The organism is Vibrio chemaguriensis (assembly GCF_012275705.1).
GTDB lineage: Bacteria > Pseudomonadota > Gammaproteobacteria > Enterobacterales > Vibrionaceae > Vibrio > Vibrio diabolicus.
Genome location: NZ_SHOE01000012.1, coordinates 98,338 through 117,990 on the forward strand (window position 1 = coordinate 98,338; position 19,653 = coordinate 117,990).

Genomic DNA, 19,653 nt, shown 5'->3' on the forward strand with positions numbered 1-19,653 from the left:
TATAGCTAAGAACAGCGCTACTAACAGATAGAGCGTGACCGTGCTTACGTATTGAGAATGGATTTGTAGGCTAGATGTGATGAAGAAGCAATGAGAATCACTGCATTGGTAGCTCTAGCAATAGTAGAGCACTATAAGCAGCTCCCCAGTCTTTTGAATATTCACTAGGGAGTGTGTAATGAGGTTTTTTAGTTGGTTTCTTGGCTTTCTTGAGTCAAAGCAAACTTGGAAGGAGGCAAACCAAAATGCAATTTAAACTTTTGGCTAAAGTAAGAAGGATCATTAAAGCCGCAGTTAAACGCTACTTCGCTGATTTTCTCGCCCGCTAATAACTGCTCACACGCCGTTTCTAAACGAACTTCGGTTACATAATCTTTTAACGTTCTTGACGAGGCTGATTTAAAGCGCCTCTGTAAAGAGCGTTCTGACATGAACAGCATTTTAGCCGCTAAAGCAGTACCAAACTCAGGGTCATGGTAATGCTCAGCCACCAGCTGATAGACTTTTTGCAACCATTCTTTCTCTGGGGTCACTTTATCTTCGACGATAGGTTCAGACTCAAATTCTTGCAAAGATTCATCCACATAACTCATTTCCTTCGCAGTTGGCCATGTAATTTCGATTTTATTTTGAGCGTCGGAAGTAAATACCGCCAAGTATCCTCCACTCGTTGTCACTAACTGGGCAAGATGATCAATACTCAATTCAGAGTGGTTCATATTAGATGGACGCCCGGTCGAGACTTTATTAGGCAGTTGCGTCCCATAATCAAGAAAACTCAATGAAACAATATCATTGCCCTCTTCTAGCATGATTCTCACCGTTTGGCCTCGGAAAGAACGCTTGATGATATTGGCAAAAATGCTGTTGAAGATAACATCAAGGTTAAAGCTTTCCAGAGCAATTCGACTTGTTTTTCTCTCATCTTCAAGCTCCACCATAGTCCCAGCCTTCGCAAAATCATCTTGCCATACATCAACCACCGATTGAGTTATCTGACTCAAATTGTAATTGTGACTACCGCCGCTAGCTTCGCCAGGAACACTTTTTAACTCATTTAATTGCCATGTCGTTTTCGCCAGATGATCTTCCGTAGCTGCATCCAAAGGTATGGGTAATTTTGACGCTATAAAATCCACACTGGACTTAATAGATTGCGCCACGTGATCAACCAACAGGTTTCTGACTTGAATCTGTTTACGTAGCTGTTGGTTACTCGTCAACAACACTCGGCTTTGATGCCTCAACTGGTTAGTTTTGAGTGTCACTTGCGCAGCTAAATCACGGTTAGCCTGTACAACATAGCGAGAACGCCAGTACATAAGTAGTGCAACCATGGCAATACTCGCGACCACAAAACCTAAAATTGCGAGTTGCGATAAATACCAAGGATTAAGCACAATAAAATACGACTCGAGCCCAACCAATCCAGCAGCGACTTGAGACTCATTACTTACCTGCAGATGGTATTCACCGGAATTGAGATGCTCTAGAGTCAGTTGGCCTCCCTCTAGCGCTTGCCAAGGATCATCGCTATTCAATCGATAATACAAATTTTGGCTGTCTGGTTTTGGCATCACGCCAAATAAGAAACTTAGAGAAGAGCCATACGGTAATTTTATTCCATTCAAATCGGCGCTACCAACTTGTAGAACCTCGTTTTCAAGCACAACTTGGCTCACGATAAACTTCGACTCTGGAGGGTTGGACACAAGCAGCTTGGATGCTTCAGCTTTTACCAACCCGTATTTCGACCCTAGGACGAGCTCTCGCTCACCACCTTCTTTTTGCTGTATAACACTGCAAATTCCTGGTAGAAACTCGTTGTTCATTAAGCCAGACGCCGATGAATAATGCTTCACTAATTCACCCGAAAGGTGGTAATAGCTTAATCCGACAGAAGAGGCTAACCACACACCTTGCCTGTCTCTGATCAAGCAAGCAGGTCGCGCGTTGGGCACACTCATTTCAACAACATGTTTCTCGTCACTTCCTTTAATCGTTTTAAAAACGCCGTAAGATGACGCAAACCACTGACTGCCATCAACCGCCGTGACCATGTCTAATGATTCACCAAATTTTTCGGAATAGCGGATGAACTGGATGTGTTCATTGCTGTATTGATAAACCCCATGATCGGTCCCTATCAATAGAGAATCTTCAGTGTCGTATAAACGCGTAACCTTAGCTGGTAAGTACTGACTTACTAGCCACTCACTTCCAAAGTTTCTTACGCTTTGCTTGGTTATATCAACATTGTAAAGATGGTATCCGCTTGATACCCAGAGACGCTCACTACCATCTACAGTCACGTGCTCCACTGCGTGTCCAGCCATAACCTGTAAATAAGGAAATGTCACTTTGTTAAGACCATTCAACTCGAATATTTCGAGCCCTTTAGAGGTCGCAAGCCAAAGCATCCCACCTTGAAATGCAAATTCATTGATCTGCGAATCAAGCTCCAAGACTTTGATATTGCCACTCTCACCTGTCCGATAAAGCTTTCGGTCATCCGCGAACCAAAGCGCATCATCAGGTCCTGTGGCGGTTTGTCGAATTCGCCCTGATAATGTTTGCGAGTCGTAACTACTGAAGGTTACTCGTTCAAACTTTTTACTAAACAAGGAGTAATAACGAATGCCTTGGTTAGTCGCGATCCACATCCCTCCCATGTTGTCACTCAATAGCGAATAGATCTTTGTATTATCCAGCTCCAGTTCAAGAAAGCTTGCAGGCTCGACTTCTGTCACTTCGCCTGACAAGAATGAGTATAAATACAGACCATGCTCAGTCCCCACCCAGTACTCTTGATTTGTCTCAGCGAAAGTCAATACATGAGAACCGCCAATCTTAATCACCTCTTTATCAGGTTGATAAATATTGAAAATTAATGCCCCACGCAACGTTCCTACCAGAATTTCTCTGCGCGTGTGTGAGTAGTAGATCTTTTCAATGTAGTTCTGACCTGAAGCGACTACATGGTCAAACTTATCTCCTTCTGAAAGATAAAAGCCAGAAGTTGTAGCAAGTGCCCACTTCTCTTCGAGCAGAACTGCATCGTTAATATAAACATAGCTATTGTTGCTATGTTGATAGAGCTGCAACAAAGAAAAGGACTTTAACTCGTTAGTATCGATGTTGTAAGTATAGAAATGTGCGCCATCACTAACCCAAATATAATCTTCAGAAGAACCGATTTTTCTTATTTGCGACCCGGGGTTTAAGCTAAAGACTAAACGTCTTTCTTGATTTGGATAAGTTTGATACACCTCATTCTCAACAAAGGTCCAGAACGAGCCTTCATGATAAGCCAGTTGCTTGGCAGACATTTGTAAAAAACTGCCTGATTTAGGTAGGATATTTTGGCCATCATAAAACAACACCCGCCCATGCACGTCGTGAATCCACAAGCCCCCTTGCTCACCCAAGAACAATTTTTTAGCCGCAATAAAAGTACCCTTAACCTGAGTCGGCAAAGGGTAAAAGATGGCATTCGCATTATGAAGAGCAAATGCTTGGAAAGATAGGAAAAAGCCCAACAAGACAAGGGCTAATTGGCGTAGCAAGACGAAAACCTTTTATATCAATTTGTGCTCGGCGCTCACCGTCCATATCTTCTACAGCATGGACTTATACGGTTATTTTGAGCTGCTAATTATTGATAATGATATCTCAATTACTGTTTGAGAAAAGGCTCGCCTTGCCAAAGGTTGTAATTCTTACTACTGGATCACGTTAAAAGGACTATTCCTACACAACAACACTACTTAATCCGTCTTTTGGCTCAAGCACTGCTCAAAATTATTCGCCATATTGTTGAGAAAAGTAAAGTAACTGCCCGGTTTTGCTTCAATTGTGCTCCCTAATGGGTCAAGTTCACCTTTGGCAACTTTGCTACCTCGCATCACGCTCTGAACGACAGCTGGAGTAAACTGAGGTTCAGAAAACACGCAGGCTACATCTCCTGAACTTAACTTTTGACGAATTTGGATTAAGGTTTTTGCGCCCGGCTTACGATCCGGGCTCACGGTGAAGTGCCCCATTTGATTTAACTCATAACGCTCTTCGAAATAACCATAAGCATCGTGAAACACAAAGTAACCTTTGTCTTTCACTGGCGATAATTTCTTCTTGATCTCCAGGTCCGTCTGGCTGAGCTCAGTTTCAAATTTTTTAAGGTTTTCTTGGTACTGTGCTGCATTTTCCGGATCAAGTGATCCCAGTTGATTCACGACAGCCTTGGCAACTTGTTGTGCTTGACTTACACCTAACCAAAAGTGCGGATCATGTGAACCATGATCGTGGCCATCATGGTCATGGTTGTGCTCACTATCAAACTCACGCAAATCTAGATCTGGAATTTGACTAATAGTCAGAATATTCGATCTGTCTGACACGACTTTTTCCAGAAACGGTTCGAGATCATGTCCGTACCAAATAACTAAATCAGCAGAAGCGATTTTCTTAACATCCGATGGGCGTAAAGCGTAATCATGGGGTGAAGTGTTGGACTGCAGTAATACATCTGGCGAAGTCACACCTTGAGTAAGTTCTGTCACTAATAACTGAATCGGTTTGATACTCGTTAGTACCGTTACTGCGTGTGCTGGCAACGTTAGCATCGCTGACGCAGCAAGAATTAATGCTCTTTTCATAGTTTTACTTGGGATATGGTGTAGAAAGTGTGATAATGTTACATTATAACATTATTGATTTGCAAATGAGTTTCATTCATGTCTTCCTTAGTCCATCTTGAGCACTTATGCGTCGAGTTCGATGGCCGCAGAGTTCTCGATAACATTAGTATGGAATTACAAAAGGGCAAAATAACAACCCTAATTGGTCCCAATGGAGCGGGAAAATCAACGTTAGTCAAAGTCATTTTAGGCCTTCAAAAACCGACTAGCGGCAAATTAAACCGACAAAGAAAACTAAAAATTGGTTATGTTCCTCAAAAATTGAAACTCAATGACTCTCTTCCATTGAATGTCACCCGTTTTCTAAATTTAGCAGGAAAATACAGTAAACAAGAATGTATTGATGCATTAAGGCTTGTTGGCGCTGAGCATTTAATTAGTAGTAACATGCATCGCTTATCAGGTGGTGAAAACCAACGCGTATTACTTGCGCGTGCTTTGCTTCAACGCCCAGAGCTGTTAGTGCTAGATGAACCTGCGCAGGGTGTGGATATTCAAGGTCAAATCGATCTCTACGATCTAATTGAAAGCATTCGTCACCGATTCGATTGCGGTGTATTTATGGTGTCACACGACTTACATTTAGTAATGGCCAAAACAGATGATGTCATTTGTCTGCATCACCATGTTTGCTGTTCTGGTTCACCTGCCACGATTACTCAGCACCCTTCTTACATCGCGCTATTTGGCAATGCAGCGAGAGAATCGCTCGCGTTTTATCATCACGACCACGAGCATCATCATCACGATTTATCCGGAACGCCAGTAACTGGCGATGCGACATCATGCTCCAACCATAAACACGGACATCATCACCATGATTGAGTTTCTTCTACCTTCTATTCTTGCTGGTATTGGCATCGCGATCATTGCAGGTCCTCTTGGGTCATTCGTCGTTTGGCGCAAAATGGCTTACTTCGGTGATACCCTGGCACATGCTTCATTGATGGGTTTGGCATTAGGCTTTCTGCTCAACGTGAACCTTTATCTTGCACTACTCGTTTGCTGTTTAGCACTCGCCGTATTGCTCGTGACATTGCAGAAACAACAACTGGTCGCAACCGATACGCTTCTGGGTATACTCGCCCATAGCGCATTATCTGTTGGTCTAGTTTCTGTTAGTTTCTTGGATAATGTCCGTGTAGATCTGATGAGTTACTTGTTCGGTGACTTACTCGCAGTATCTCCGCAAGATCTGATGTTCATTTACGCAGGTGTCGCTGCTGTTAGTGTGTGTCTTTACGTTTTTTGGCGACCTTTATTGTCGAGCACAGTTAGTGAAGAGCTTGCTGCCGTCGAGGGCGTCAATACAGACTTGGTTAGATTGGTGTTAATGCTTATGGTAGGTGTTGTGATTGCCGTAGGAATGAAGTTTGTTGGGGCACTTATCATGACTTCTTTGCTGATCATCCCAGCAGCAACAGCACGTAAGGTCTCTTCATCACCAGAGCAAATGGCACTGTTCGCATCTATTATTGGCTCTGTGGCAGTACTAATGGGGCTTAGCCTATCATGGCACTTCGATACGCCGGCTGGCCCATCAGTAGTAATCAGCGCAACATCTCTGTTTATGCTTAGCCAATTTATTCGCCAAAAATCGTAAAAAGTACCTTGATACAAAAAAGCCTAGCAATAATTGCTAGGCTTTTTTAGCTTTAAGCTTCGAGTTGGAAATTACCAGCCCGTTACTTCACGTAGACCTTGGCCGATCTCTGCTAGAGATTTCACAGTCTTAACGCCCGCCGCTTCTAGTGCAGCAAATTTGTCTTCAGCAGTACCTTTACCGCCAGAGATAATCGCACCAGCGTGGCCCATACGTTTACCAGGAGGAGCAGTTACACCAGCAATGTAGGAAACTACTGGCTTCGTTACGTTTTCTTTAATGTATGCTGCTGCTTCTTCTTCTGCAGTACCACCGATTTCACCGATCATAACAATCGCTTCTGTTTCAGGGTCTTCTTGGAACAGTTTTAGAATATCAATGAAGTTTGAACCTGGGATTGGGTCACCACCAATACCAACACAAGTAGACTGGCCGAAACCTTCGTCTGTTGTTTGCTTAACTGCTTCGTAAGTTAGAGTACCGCTGCGAGATACGATACCTACTTTACCTTTCTTGTGGATGTGACCAGGCATGATACCGATCTTACACTCGTCAGGAGTGATAACACCCGGACAGTTAGGACCGATCATGCGAACGCCAGTTTCTTCTAGCTTCACTTTCACGTCGATCATATCTGTTGTAGGGATGCCTTCCGTGATTGTTACGATTAGCTCGATGCCAGCATCAATCGCTTCTAGAATTGCATCTTTACAGAAAGGTGCTGGAACGTAGATTACTGTCGCTGTTGCGCCAGTTGCTTCTACTGCTTCGCGAACTGTGTTGAATACAGGTAGACCTAGGTGAGTTTGGCCACCTTTACCTGGAGACACACCACCAACCATCTGAGTGCCGTATGCGATAGCTTGCTCTGAGTGGAAAGTACCTTGACCACCAGTGAAACCCTGACAGATTACTTTAGTGTCTTTGTTAATTAATACAGACATTATTTAGCCTCCGCAGCAGCAACAACTTTCTGAGCAGCATCCGTTAGCGACTCAGCAGCAATGATATCAACATCAGAATTAGCAAGAACTTCGCGACCTAGGTCAGCGTTAGTACCTTCTAGACGAACAACAACAGGTACGCTTACACCTACTTCTTTAACCGCACCGATAATACCTTCTGCGATCATGTCACAACGTACGATACCACCGAAGATGTTAACAAGTACCGCTTTCACGTTGTCATCAGATAGGATGATCTTGAATGCTTCAGCAACACGCTCTTTCGTCGCGCCGCCACCTACATCTAAGAAGTTAGCTGGCTTGCCGCCGTGTAGGTTTACGATATCCATCGTACCCATTGCTAGGCCAGCACCGTTAACCATACAGCCAACGTTACCGTCTAGTGCTACGTAGTTCAGTTCCCACTGAGCTGCGTGCGCTTCACGCTCATCTTCTTGTGATGGATCATGCATTTCACGAAGCTTAGGCTGACGGTAAAGAGCGTTTGAATCGATGTTGATCTTACCATCAAGACATAGCAGGTTGCCTTCACCAGTAACCACAAGTGGGTTGATCTCTAGCAGAGCAAGGTCGTACTGAGAGAACATAGTGCCAAGACCCATAAAGATCTTAACGAATTGTTTGATTTGGTCACCTTCAAGACCAAGTTTGAACGCGAGCTCGCGACCTTGGTAAGCTTGTGGGCCTACTAGTGGATCGATTGCTGCTTTGTGGATAAGCTCCGGCGTTTCTTCCGCAACTTTTTCGATTTCAACACCACCTTCTGTTGAAGCCATGAAAACGATCTTACGGCTTGCACGGTCAACAACCGCACCTAGGTATAATTCGTTTGCAATGTTTGAAGCTTCTTCAACAAGGATTTTTGTAACTGGCTGACCGTTAGCGTCAGTTTGGTAAGTCACTAGGTTTTTACCTAACCACTTTTGTGCAAACTCTTTAACGCCTTCTTTTGTATCGTGCAGCTCTACACCGCCCGCTTTACCACGGCCACCAGCGTGAACCTGACATTTAACTACTTTCTTTTCTGTACTGATACGGCCTGCAGCTTCAAAAGCTTCTTGTGGTGTATCACACGCGTAGCCTTCTGGCACAGGCAAACCGAATTCTGCAAACAGCTGTTTGGCTTGGTATTCATGCAAATTCATTTCGATATTCCGTTTGTTTTTCCCTTAAGGGATTTATTATTTCCATAACGCTGCAGTCTTGGCTGCTTGTACGTCTGTAGGGTCTTCTCAAATCAATCCCTCATCACGAGTACTCATGGTGTGGGATTCAAATGAAGGCCAGACGTTGAGCTAGTCTAGCCATTGAAATTTTTAACGTCTAGCTACCTACGATAACTAGACGTTTTAGCGATATTAAACGTCTAATAGGAGACGTGCTGGATCTTCTAGCAACTCTTTAATCGTCACTAGGAAGCCAACAGACTCGCGACCATCAATTAGGCGGTGATCGTAAGACAGCGCTAGGTACATCATCGGCAAGATTTCAACTTTGCCATCCACTGCCATCGGACGCTCTTGGATCTTATGCATACCAAGAATCGCTGATTGAGGTGGGTTGATGATTGGTGTAGACATTAGTGAACCGAACACACCACCGTTTGTGATAGTGAAGTTACCGCCCATTAGCTCGTCTACCGTTAGCTTGCCATCACGACCTTTGATAGCCAGTTCTTTGATGCCTTTTTCAACATCAGCGAAACCAAGCTTGTCACAGTCTTTTAGGACAGGTGTAACTAGACCACGTGGCGTTGATACCGCCATGCTAATGTCGAAGTAGTTGTGGTAAACAATGTCATCGCCATCAATCGAAGCATTTACTTCTGGGTAACGCTTAAGCGCTTCTGTTACTGCTTTTACGTAGAAAGACATGAAGCCCAAACGAATACCGTGACGCTCTTCGAACTGATCTTTGTACTGCTTACGAAGGTCCATGATTGGTTTCATGTTCACTTCGTTAAACGTCGTTAGCATTGCCGTGTTGTTCTTCGCCTCTAGTAGACGGTTAGCGACTGTCTTACGCAGGCGAGTCATTGGAACACGTTTTTGGCTACGAGCCGCTGCCGGCACGTCAACCACTGCTGGTGCTTCTTCTTTTGGCGCAGCTTTAGCGTTCGCAAGATGCGCTTCAATATCTTCGCGCGTAATACGACCACCAACGCCAGTGCCTTTCACTTGGCTTGCTTCTAAGCCATGTTCAGCCAATAAACGACGTACTGCTGGGCTTAGTGCATCATTGCTTTCTTCGCTAAGCGCAGCTTTATGACGTTTATCAGGAGATGCTTCCGTACCTTCTGTTTTGTCTGCGGTAGGCTCACCTGCAACTGCACCTGGCTTCAATTTAGCAATGATTTGTTTAGAAAGTACTGTCGCACCTTCTTCTTCAACGATAGCTTCCAAAACGCCTGCTTCCGGAGCTGGCACTTCTAGCACGACTTTGTCTGTCTCGATGTCAACCAAAACCTCGTCACGCTCTACTGCGTCGCCTGGTTGTTTGTGCCATGTCGCTACGGTTGCATCAGCAACTGATTCAGGTAAATCTGGAACCAGAATTTCAATTGTCATATCTGTTTCTTCCTTTAACTTCTAGTTCTTAATTCGAAGTTTTTAAGTTCACGTTCAGAGCGTCTTCAACCAACGCTTTTTGTTGTTTCAAGTGCACCGACATGTAGCCAACTGCTGGCGAAGCAGAAGCTGGGCGACCTGCGTATTTAAGATCTGCACCTGCAGGAATAGCGGCACGGAAGTTGTGTTGGCTACAGTACCAAGCACCTTGGTTCTGAGGCTCTTCCTGACACCACACGAAGTCTTCAACGTTGGTGTATTGAGCAATCGCTGCTTGTACTTCTTCCATCGGGAATGGATAAAGCTGCTCGATACGCACGATAGCGACATCGTCTTGCTCGTTGTTACGGCGCTGCTCCAGTAGGTCAAAATAAACCTTACCTGAACAGAACACGACGCGTTTTACTTTGCTTGGGTCTAAATCATCTACTTCTGGAATTGCAGATTGGAATGTACCGTCCGCTAAGTCTTCAATTGTCGAAGTACATAGAGGATGGCGCAGCAAAGATTTTGGCGACATAACAATCAGAGGTCGACGCATTGGGCGTACAACTTGACGACGAATCATGTGGTATACTTGAGCCGGTGTTGAAGGAACTACAACCTGCATATTTTGCTCAGCACACAACTGAAGGTAACGCTCTAGACGTGCAGAGGAGTGCTCAGGGCCTTGACCTTCGTAACCGTGAGGTAGAAGCATTGTGAGACCACACAAGCGTGCCCATTTCTGCTCACCTGACGAGATGAATTGGTCAATCACAACCTGCGCGCCGTTGGCAAAGTCACCAAACTGCGCTTCCCAAATAGTCAAACCACCTGGCTCTGCTGTTGCGTAACCGTATTCAAATGCCAATACCGCTTCTTCTGACAGTACTGAGTCAAACACTTGGAATGGACCCTGATTGTCATGAATATTCGCTAATGGAATGTACGTACTTGCATCTGTTTGGTTATGAAGAACCGAGTGACGGTGGAAGAAAGTACCACGACCCGAATCCTGACCAGAAAGGCGAATTCGCTTACCATCATCAACTAATGTTGCATACGCCAATGTTTCGGCCATACCCCAGTCGATTGCTTTTTCACCGGTCATCATTGCTAGGCGATCGTTGTAAAGCTTATTAACACGGCTTTGCAGTTTATGGCTTTCTGGATACTGACAAAGACGATTACCCAACTCGATAAGACGCGTCTTGTCATATTTTGAATCCCACTCCATATCCCATTCATGCCCTAAGTAAGGGGACCAGTCTACAGAGTGCAACGCCATTGGACGCCATTCTTTAACCACCACTTCACCGCGGTCTAATGCGTCGCGGTACTCATTGACTAACTGAGTCGCTGTCTCGATATCTGATTCGTTTTTATCGATCAGAATATCCGCATACAATTTGCGTGGTGTAGGGTGTTTTTTGATTTTTTGGTACATCAAAGGCTGAGTCGCGTTTGGCTCATCGGCCTCGTTGTGACCATGGCGACGGTAACACACCAAATCAATCACGACATCGCGCTTGAACTCGTTGCGGTAATCCAAAGCAATACGAGTAACAAAAGCAACCGCTTCTGGGTCATCGGCATTCACGTGGAAAATTGGCGCCTGAACCATCTTCGCGATATCTGTACAGTACATCGTTGAACGCGTGTCACGAGGGTTAGACGTCGTAAAGCCAACTTGGTTGTTAATAACGATACGCACCGTACCACCGACTTGGAAACCACGAGCCAGTGACATGTTGAACGTTTCGGCAACCACACCCTGACCAGCGATTGCAGAGTCACCGTGGATAGTGATAGGAAGCACTTTGCTACCTTGATTATCACCCAAGCGATCTTGACGTGCTCGCACCGACCCCATGACTACTGGGTTGACGATTTCTAGATGCGATGGGTTAAATGCAAGAGCTAAGTGAACATCACCACCTGGGGTAGCAAAGTCGGCAGAGAAACCTTGGTGATATTTCACATCACCGGTGCCCCAAGTTTCGTCGTGTTTACCGGCAAACTCATCGAATAGATCTTGAGGCTTCTTACCAAGCACGTTCACCAGCATGTTCAAACGACCACGGTGAGCCATACCGATAACCACTTCACGCATCCCACTTGTTCCCGCGTGACGGATCAACTCTTTCGTCATCGGAATCAGTGCGTCACCACCTTCTAGAGAGAAACGTTTTGCACCTGGGAATTTCGCTCCGAGGTAACGCTCCAAACCTTCAGCGGCTGTTAGCTCTTCTAGGAATGTGCGCTTCTCATCTTTGTTGAATGATGGCTGGCCTACGACAGACTCAAGACGTTGTTGGATCCAACGTTTTTGCTCTGTGTCAGTCATGTGCATGTATTCAGCACCGATGGAACCGCAGTAAGTTTTGTTGAGGGCTTCATAGATGTCTTTCAACTTCATGGTTTCTTGCCCAACAGCAAAAGAACCTACGTTGAAAGTTTCTTCGAAGTCATCTTCGGTAAGATTATGAAAAGCAGGGTCTAACTCCGCCACGGTTGGGCGTTGCCATAGACCTAGTGGGTCTAATTCTGCAGCTTCATGTCCGCGGAAACGGTATGCGTTGATTAGCTGTAGAACTTTTACTTGTTTTGCATCGACATCTGGGTCACTAACTTGGACATTGTAATGCTTTGTTTCTCTAGCGAGTCGACGGAAGTAGTCACGGACACGTGAATGTGGTTGTTCTGCCACTTCTTCTGACGGCTTAGGTAAGCCTTCAAAAACACGTTTCCACTCCTCACTTACCAGATCGGGATCACTTAGATACAGTTCGTAGAGGTCCTCTACATACGTTGCATTGGCGCCAGCCAAGTGTGAAGACTCGAGCCATGCCTTCATCACGCCGTTGTGCATATTTTCCCTTAACCAGTAGTTTTCACGTTTGCTTCGGTCTTTGCCGAGCTATAAGAGCCGACCAGAACTAGTCGGCAATTTTTGTATTCTTTACTCGAAATATTCTTGAAGCAGTGAAGCGGTCATATCGGGTGATCCGCAACACTGCGACATTCCTAAGAGCGAGTAAATTAAACCGAGCGATTAACCAGCATCGACTTAATATGGCCGATGGCTTTCGTCGGATTTAATCCCTTAGGACAAACACTTACACAATTCATGATGCCATGGCAACGAAAAACGCTAAATGCATCATCAAGATCAGACAAACGTTCATCTGTTGCCGTATCGCGGCTATCAATTAGCCAACGGTACGCCGCAAGAAGACCAGCTGGACCGATGAATTTGTCAGGGTTCCACCAGAATGATGGGCAAGACGTTGTACAACATGCACACATGATACATTCGTACAATCCATCTAAATGCGCACGATCATCAGGCGATTGTAGGTTCTCGCGTGATGGTGGTAATGCACCATCATCAATCAAGAATGGTTTAACTTTCGCATAGTTATCATAGAACTGCGTCATGTCAACGATAAGATCGCGCACGACAGGTAACCCTGGCAGTGGACGAATAACTATCTTATCACCTTGTAGAGCAGATAACGGTGTGATACACGCTAGACCATTTTTACCATTCATGTTCAAACCATCAGAACCACATACCCCTTCACGGCATGAGCGACGGAACGCGATGCTTGGATCTTGCTCTTTTAGCAGAATCAATGCATCAAGCACCATCATGTCTGAGCCTTCGTCTACCTCAAGGGTATACTCTTTCATGTAAGGCTTGGTATCTACATCCGGATTGTAACGGTATAAAGAGAAGTTCAATTTCATAGTCGTATCCTCCCTTTAGTATGTACGTACTTTCGGCGGGAAAGCTTCACGATGCGTTGGCGTCATGTTCACATCACGCTTAGTCATCGCTTCTGTTTCCGGGTTGTAGATAGAGTGGCATAGCCAGTTCTCATCATCACGCTCAGGGAAATCGAAACGTGCATGTGCGCCACGGCTTTCAGTACGGTAGTTCGCCGCTACGGCTGTAGAGAATGCTGTTTCCATCAAGTTGTCTAACTCTAGACACTCAATACGTTGCGTGTTGAATTCAGAAGACTTGTCCGCTAGATGCGCATCTTTCAGACGTTCGCGAATTACTTTCAACTCTTCTAGACCCGTTGCCATTGCATCGCCTTCACGGAATACCGAGAAGCTGTTTTGCATGCAAGCTTGTAGGTCTTTACGGATTTGAACTGGATCTTCACCGCCAGTACTATTTTCCCAACGCATGGTACGCGCTAGAGATGCTTCAATATCAGATTCAGTTGCAGGGCGTGCCTCAGCTTGCGCTGCGAGCGTTTCGCCAAGGTGCAAGCCAGTCGCGCGACCAAATACGACTAAGTCTAGTAATGAATTGCCGCCTAGACGGTTTGCTCCGTGTACTGATACAGAAGCAATCTCACCACATGCATATAGACCTTGTACTTCCATCTCGCTGCCGTCAGCCTTTTGCTTGATTGCTTGACCAGACACTTGAGTCGGTACACCACCCATCATGTAGTGACAGGTTGGAATTACTGGAATTGGCTCTTTCACTGGATCAACGTGCGCGAAAGTACGAGACAGCTCACAAATACCAGGCAGACGTGACTCAAGCACTTCTTTACCAAGGTGATCCAACTTCAGCTTAATGTGTGGACCCCAAGGGCCATCACAACCGCGGCCTTCGCGGATTTCGATCATCATTGAACGAGCAACTACGTCACGACCAGCAAGGTCTTTCGCGTTTGGAGCATAACGTTCCATGAAGCGTTCGCCATCTTTATTTAGAAGGTAACCACCTTCACCACGACAACCTTCTGTTACAAGAACACCTGCACCAGCGATACCCGTTGGGTGGAACTGCCACATTTCCATGTCTTGCATAGGTACACCCGCACGCAATGCCATACCTACACCGTCACCAGTGTTGATGTGTGCGTTAGTGGTCGACGCGTAAATACGACCTGCGCCACCTGTTGCTAGAATCGTTGCTTTTGATTTGAAGTAACAGATTTCGCCTGTTTCCATACAAATCGCAGTACAGCCCATTACGGCGCCGTCTTGGTTTTTCACCAAGTCTAGTGCATACCATTCCGAGAAAATGGTGGTTTTGTGTTTCACATTTTGTTGGTAAAGCGTATGAAGAAGCGCGTGACCTGTACGGTCCGCAGCTGCTGCTGTACGTGCAGCTTGCTCACCACCAAATTCTTTTGACTGACCACCGAATGGACGTTGGTAGATAGTACCATTATCAAAACGAGAGAATGGAAGACCCATTTTTTCTAGTTCGATAACGGACTCAGGGCCATTCTTACACATGTATTCAATCGCATTTTGGTCACCGATGTAATCGGAACCTTTAACGGTATCGTACATGTGCCATTGCCAATTGTCTTTGTGCGAGTTACCCAGAGCAACGGTAATACCGCCCTGTGCAGACACAGTATGAGAACGTGTTGGAAATACTTTTGACAACAAAGCACATGATAGGCCTTGTTCTGAAATTTGTAGTGCAGCGCGCATACCTGCACCACCAGCGCCGATTACTACGGCGTCAAACTCACGAACTGGAATAGACACTTACGCACCCCACAGAATAAATAGACCAGAGAAGACATAGCCGAATAGCACGGCAATAACACCAAGTTGCAGTGCGCCACGCAGTTTCGCGCACTTAATGTAATCCGTTAATACCTGCCACAAACCGACCCATGCGTGGATCAGGATCGAAACAAGTGCCAACATGGTGAATACTTTAGTGAAGGTACCACCAAAGAATTGGGTCCAAGATGCGTAAGAGATATCTGAAAATGCACAGAAGCTAATCAGATAAATCGTGTATAGCGTCATAATGATTGCAGTTGCACGAATCAGTAGGAAATCGTGTACACCATTACGACCAAATGAAGATACGTGTTTTACCATACCAAGATCCCCGCCAATAATGATAATACTGCTGTTGCACCAAACGCGACTTTAGCGCTCATCGTGCCAGAATCTAGCTCTTCAAAGTGACCTAGATCCATCAACAAGTGACGGATACCACCTGCAATGTGGTAGGCAAGTGCAGTAAGAATTCCCCACAGGATGAATTTTACGAAGAAGCTATCGACGATGTCAGCGGCTTCCATAAAACCCATTGGGGATGACAGAGAAATGGACAGTAACCACAGTAGTATACCCACCGCAACAAACGTAATTACCCCAGACACACGGTGTAGGATGGATGCGATTGCTGTGATAGGAAAGTGGATGGTCTGTAAATCTAAATTAACAGGTCTTGACTTTCTTTCTTTCACGGGCTTGCTCACTCAGCTCCATTGAGCATTTATTGTTATAACCAATTTCAGCTTCCAAACGTACAAAAGTTAACATCTATTTAACAAATATCGCGAGTAACCACCCAGATAATTGTAAACAACTTGTTAACAATCGGAGTCCAGCAACAAACCTCACTCTTTGTTTCTAGCCCCGAATTTATAAGGATTTAACTAAAATTTTCTTAGCCAATATACGGCGAGCAACATTCTAATACAATTGGTGTAACAAATTATGCTACATAGAACAGATTTTTAACGATTTTCATGAGAAAAATCATAACAAGTGCACACAAAGATGGAGAAAAATTGACTTTAAGCTTTAACAACAGTACAAAAATGGCACATAAACATCCTGGACGGATTAAATAATAAACAAAGGAGATTGTTATGGCGGATAAGAAAGCGACCCTTCATGTTGAAGGTCAAGCGCCAATCGAACTGCCAATTATGGACGGTACGCTAGGTACACCTGTAATTGACGTTCGTAAGCTGGGAGCCAATGGTTACTTTACTTTTGACCCAGGTTTTCTTGCCACTGCATCTTGTGAATCATCAATCACGTACATCGATGGCGGCAAAGGTATTCTTTTGCACCGCGGTTTCCCGATTGATCAATTAGCCAATAACGCAGATTACTTAGAAGTATGTTACATCCTTCTTTATGGTGAAGCCCCTACCCGAGAACAATACGAGCAATTCAAGACGACCGTAACGCGTCATACTATGGTCCACGAGCAAATCGCAAGCTTTTTCCATGGCTTCCGACGTGATGCTCACCCAATGGCAGTAATGTGTGGTGTAGTCGGTGCACTTGCAGCCTTCTACCACGACTCTCTTGACATCAACAACGACGAGCACCGTGAGATCGCGGCGTACCGTCTGCTATCGAAGATGCCGACACTGGCTGCAATGTGTTACAAATACTCTATCGGTCAGCCATTTATCTACCCACGCAATGATTTGAGCTACGCAGAAAACTTCCTACACATGATGTTCGCAAACCCTTGCGAAGAGTATGAAGTAAACCCTGTCGTTGCTCGTGCGATGGATAAAATCTTCACGCTACACGCGGATCACGAACAGAATGCGTCGACGTCAACTGTACGTCTAGCTGGCTCTTCTGGTGCTAACCCATTTGCATGTATTGCCGCTGGTATTGCATCACTTTGGGGACCTGCTCACGGTGGTGCAAACGAAGCGTGCTTGAGAATGCTAGAAGAGATTGGCAGCGTCGATAACATCCCTGAGTATGTAGACCGCGCGAAAGACAAAGATGACCCATTCCGCTTAATGGGCTTTGGTCACCGCGTTTATAAAAACTACGATCCACGTGCGACAGTAATGCGCGAAACGTGTCATGAAGTTCTCAAAGAGCTAAACATTCAAGACCCTCTACTAGATGTAGCAATGGAACTTGAGCGCATTGCGCTTTCTGATGAGTACTTCGTTTCTAAGAAGCTGTACCCGAACGTAGACTTCTACTCAGGTATCATTCTTAAAGCGATTGGTATTCCAGTTTCTATGTTTACGGTTATCTTCGCGATTTCTCGTACCATCGGCTGGATTGCTCACTGGAACGAAATGCACAGCGATCCACTGAACCGCATCGGTCGTCCTCGTCAGCTATACACTGGTGAAACACAGCGTGAGTTTTCTCCACTTCACGAACGTGAATGATCTTTTTAGTTAGAAGATAAACAAACAAAAGGGTTGAGATTTTGTCTCAACCCTTTTTTCTTTTCAGCGTTTCACGATATGAATAGCGAACACTAAACCGGATTATCAATATCGATAAACTCGACATGTAGGCCGTATTCATCCGCTAGCCATTTTCCTAAAGCCTGAACACCATAACGCTCAGTAGCATGATGACCTGCAGCAAAGTAATGAATGTCCATTTCTCGCGCAGTATAGGTTGTACGCTCAGAAATTTCGCCAGAGATAAACGCATCTAATCCGTGTTGTACAGCAAGCTCAATAAAATCCTGCCCTCCACCAGTGCACCAACCGACCGTCTCAATCATCTTATCGGTATTCTCTGGAGCAATATGCAGTGGTTCTCTATCAAGAACTTGATTGATCTTGCTCGCAAACTCAGCACCAGACATCGGTTTTTTCAAGCGTCCAAACATGGCTACTGATTGAGGATGTCCTTCAAGTCCACCTTCTACTTCGATTTCAAGTAAGCGAGCTAATTCGGCGTTGTTGCCTAGCTCTGGGTGAATATCCAGAGGAAGGTGATAACCATATAAGTTGATATCGTTTTTGATCAGACTACGAATTCGTTTACCTTTCATACCACGAATTGGCTCAGGTTCACCTTTCCAAAAATAACCGTGATGAACGAGTAATGCGTCTGCATTAAGCTCAATCGCTTTATCGATTAAGGCTTGGGAGGCAGTTACGCCAGTGATAATACGCTTTACGGCTGGCGTCCCTTCTACCTGTAACCCGTTTGGTGCGTAATCTTTAATTAACTGCGGTGACAGTTTGTCATTAAGAATCTGTTCTAGCTTTAAGTTATTCATTATTACTTCCAATTTCTAGCGCATGTAAACCTAAATAACCTCTCGATGAAATCAGACCGAGAGTGTGCAACCTAGTTGATACAACAACGTTTTGACATCTGGCACCTTGATATCATTTAGGTATTTAAAGTGTATCTCGAACCCTAATATCGATGCTAGCCACCCTACCCTCAAAAGCAAATTTAGTTACAATAACAAAGCTTGTCGCCTCACCATACATTTAGGGATACGGATGAACCAACTGCAACGCTTTTACCAATGGATCGCCACTTCACCTCCTCTTTTCAAGTTACGCCCTCCGTTTGCAACCTTAGAGGATCTTACGGTAACGCCTTTAAAGAACACTGAGCAATACAATGGTAATCCAAGATTGGGCTTTTTATATCAGCACTTATGCACTGCAGTTCTCTCTAGTTCAGAACGATATCAGGTTATCGCGGAAGAGGTTCAGTTAAACGACATCGAAGGTAAGACCATTGGTGCTATAGATTTGGTGTTGCGGAATACAGAATCAAATCAAATAGAACACTGGGAAGTGGCGATTAAGTTTTATCTTCTTTATAACGGCGTTTGGTATGGTCCGAATGCTCACGACCAGCTGCATACAAAACTGAATAGAATGCTTACTCATCAGTTGAAAATGAGCGATCGCCCGGAATTTCAAAAAATAATTCCGTTAAACGACGCCCCACAAGAGCATCTATTGATGCAAGGACGACTCTATATTAATCCGTTTACTCCAGAGCCAACTCCTAGCGAGTGCTTGGGTTATGAACTAAATCCAAGTCAGATTAGTGGTTACTGGTGCTACCAGAGCCAATGGGAGTTAATCGGTAAGCCACTTTATCATTTACACAAACCATGCTGGGCGATTGGTACGGACGATTTCTCTCAACCCATTGAAAAGCCTTCAGACCGATTTGTACATGCACAAACGGAGGACGGTCAATTCTGGTTTGTGGTACCGGATTCCTGGCCCGGCAACAACTCAGTTCAGGAATCTTAAAACGCAAAAGGGTTGATGCTTGCACATCAA

General features: G+C 44.9%; 15 protein-coding genes. 4 read left to right on the top strand and 11 right to left on the bottom strand.

Annotated elements, in window-relative coordinates; translation table 11 throughout:
• Positions 1 to 188: 188 nt before the first annotated feature.
• Positions 189 to 3,566 (bottom strand): AraC family transcriptional regulator, encoded by a 3,378-nt coding sequence (locus EX191_RS13110; protein WP_193447883.1) that lies wholly within the window; start codon positions 3,564 to 3,566, stop codon positions 189 to 191.
• 201 nt (positions 3,567 to 3,767) lie between these two features.
• The gene (gene znuA, locus EX191_RS13115) at positions 3,768 to 4,655 is read right to left on the bottom strand and encodes a zinc ABC transporter substrate-binding protein ZnuA (RefSeq protein WP_046874248.1); all 888 of its coding nucleotides are present in this window, start codon (positions 4,653 to 4,655) and stop codon (positions 3,768 to 3,770) included.
• A 78-nt stretch (positions 4,656 to 4,733) separates the two neighbouring features.
• Between znuA and znuC the strand changes: the two genes are divergently transcribed.
• Both znuC and znuB read left to right on the top strand, forming a co-directional pair.
• Positions 4,734 to 5,522 (top strand): zinc ABC transporter ATP-binding protein ZnuC, encoded by a 789-nt coding sequence (gene znuC / locus EX191_RS13120; RefSeq protein ID WP_006742704.1) that lies wholly within the window; start codon positions 4,734 to 4,736, stop codon positions 5,520 to 5,522.
• Positions 5,515 to 6,300 (top strand): zinc ABC transporter permease subunit ZnuB, encoded by a 786-nt coding sequence (znuB, locus tag EX191_RS13125; RefSeq protein WP_046874250.1) that lies wholly within the window; start codon positions 5,515 to 5,517, stop codon positions 6,298 to 6,300. Before znuC ends, znuB begins: the two co-directional genes overlap by 8 nt.
• Positions 6,301 to 6,371: 71 nt before the next feature.
• Here znuB and sucD read toward each other — a convergent pair whose 3' ends face one another.
• The 8 genes from sucD to sdhC form a co-directional block, all read right to left on the bottom strand.
• Positions 6,372 to 7,244 carry a succinate--CoA ligase subunit alpha gene (sucD, locus tag EX191_RS13130; RefSeq protein ID WP_005382181.1) on the bottom strand — a complete coding sequence of 291 codons (873 nt, stop codon included), beginning with the start codon at positions 7,242 to 7,244 and terminating at the stop codon, positions 6,372 to 6,374.
• Positions 7,244 to 8,410, bottom strand: coding sequence for an ADP-forming succinate--CoA ligase subunit beta (gene sucC / locus EX191_RS13135; RefSeq protein WP_054867849.1), 1,167 nt, complete (start codon positions 8,408 to 8,410; stop codon positions 7,244 to 7,246). Before sucC ends, sucD begins: the two co-directional genes overlap by 1 nt.
• Positions 8,411 to 8,623: 213 nt before the next feature.
• Entirely contained in the window at positions 8,624 to 9,832 is a 1,209-nt protein-coding gene (gene odhB, locus EX191_RS13140; RefSeq protein ID WP_005393012.1) for a 2-oxoglutarate dehydrogenase complex dihydrolipoyllysine-residue succinyltransferase, read from the bottom strand.
• Between the two features lie 28 nt (positions 9,833 to 9,860).
• Complete coding sequence (gene sucA, locus EX191_RS13145; protein ID WP_047009528.1) at positions 9,861 to 12,686, bottom strand: 2-oxoglutarate dehydrogenase E1 component; 2,826 nt, start codon at positions 12,684 to 12,686, stop codon at positions 9,861 to 9,863.
• Positions 12,687 to 12,856: 170 nt separating this feature from the next.
• Complete coding sequence (locus EX191_RS13150) at positions 12,857 to 13,567, bottom strand: succinate dehydrogenase iron-sulfur subunit (protein ID WP_005382174.1); 711 nt, start codon at positions 13,565 to 13,567, stop codon at positions 12,857 to 12,859.
• Positions 13,568 to 13,582: 15 nt separating this feature from the next.
• Positions 13,583 to 15,349, bottom strand: a complete 1,767-nt coding sequence (gene sdhA / locus EX191_RS13155) for a succinate dehydrogenase flavoprotein subunit (protein ID WP_193447884.1) — start codon at positions 15,347 to 15,349, stop codon at positions 13,583 to 13,585.
• Positions 15,350 to 15,694, bottom strand: a complete 345-nt coding sequence (gene sdhD / locus EX191_RS13160; RefSeq protein WP_005382169.1) for a succinate dehydrogenase, hydrophobic membrane anchor protein — start codon at positions 15,692 to 15,694, stop codon at positions 15,350 to 15,352.
• Complete coding sequence (gene sdhC, locus EX191_RS13165; RefSeq protein ID WP_017634811.1) at positions 15,688 to 16,080, bottom strand: succinate dehydrogenase cytochrome b556 subunit; 393 nt, start codon at positions 16,078 to 16,080, stop codon at positions 15,688 to 15,690. Before sdhC ends, sdhD begins: the two co-directional genes overlap by 7 nt.
• Before the next feature lie 396 nt (positions 16,081 to 16,476).
• Between sdhC and EX191_RS13170 the strand changes: the two genes are divergently transcribed.
• Positions 16,477 to 17,766: a citrate synthase gene (locus tag EX191_RS13170; protein ID WP_005382163.1), complete on the top strand. Its 1,290-nt coding sequence runs from the start codon at positions 16,477 to 16,479 to the stop codon at positions 17,764 to 17,766.
• Between the two features lie 92 nt (positions 17,767 to 17,858).
• Here EX191_RS13170 and EX191_RS13175 read toward each other — a convergent pair whose 3' ends face one another.
• Positions 17,859 to 18,617, bottom strand: a complete 759-nt coding sequence (locus tag EX191_RS13175) for a Nif3-like dinuclear metal center hexameric protein (protein WP_005393019.1) — start codon at positions 18,615 to 18,617, stop codon at positions 17,859 to 17,861.
• A gap of 232 nt (positions 18,618 to 18,849) precedes the next feature.
• Here EX191_RS13175 and EX191_RS13180 point away from each other — a divergent pair, with 232 nt between their 5' ends.
• Positions 18,850 to 19,623 (top strand): DUF1853 family protein, encoded by a 774-nt coding sequence (locus EX191_RS13180; protein ID WP_193447885.1) that lies wholly within the window; start codon positions 18,850 to 18,852, stop codon positions 19,621 to 19,623.
• Positions 19,624 to 19,653: the final 30 nt, after the last annotated feature.

Coding starts and splice junctions, on each gene's coding strand:
- znuA (WP_046874248.1), bottom strand. CDS start 4,655: ATGAAAAGAGCATTAATTCTTGCTGCGTCAGCGATGCTAACGTTGCCA.
- znuC (WP_006742704.1), top strand. CDS start 4,734: ATGTCTTCCTTAGTCCATCTTGAGCACTTATGCGTCGAGTTCGATGGC.
- znuB (WP_046874250.1), top strand. CDS start 5,515: ATGATTGAGTTTCTTCTACCTTCTATTCTTGCTGGTATTGGCATCGCG.
- sucD (WP_005382181.1), bottom strand. CDS start 7,244: ATGTCTGTATTAATTAACAAAGACACTAAAGTAATCTGTCAGGGTTTC.
- sucC (WP_054867849.1), bottom strand. CDS start 8,410: ATGAATTTGCATGAATACCAAGCCAAACAGCTGTTTGCAGAATTCGGT.
- odhB (WP_005393012.1), bottom strand. CDS start 9,832: ATGACAATTGAAATTCTGGTTCCAGATTTACCTGAATCAGTTGCTGAT.
- sucA (WP_047009528.1), bottom strand. CDS start 12,686: ATGCACAACGGCGTGATGAAGGCATGGCTCGAGTCTTCACACTTGGCT.
- EX191_RS13150 (WP_005382174.1), bottom strand. CDS start 13,567: ATGAAATTGAACTTCTCTTTATACCGTTACAATCCGGATGTAGATACC.
- sdhD (WP_005382169.1), bottom strand. CDS start 15,694: ATGGTAAAACACGTATCTTCATTTGGTCGTAATGGTGTACACGATTTC.
- EX191_RS13170 (WP_005382163.1), top strand. CDS start 16,477: ATGGCGGATAAGAAAGCGACCCTTCATGTTGAAGGTCAAGCGCCAATC.
- EX191_RS13175 (WP_005393019.1), bottom strand. CDS start 18,617: ATGAATAACTTAAAGCTAGAACAGATTCTTAATGACAAACTGTCACCG.
- EX191_RS13180 (WP_193447885.1), top strand. CDS start 18,850: ATGAACCAACTGCAACGCTTTTACCAATGGATCGCCACTTCACCTCCT.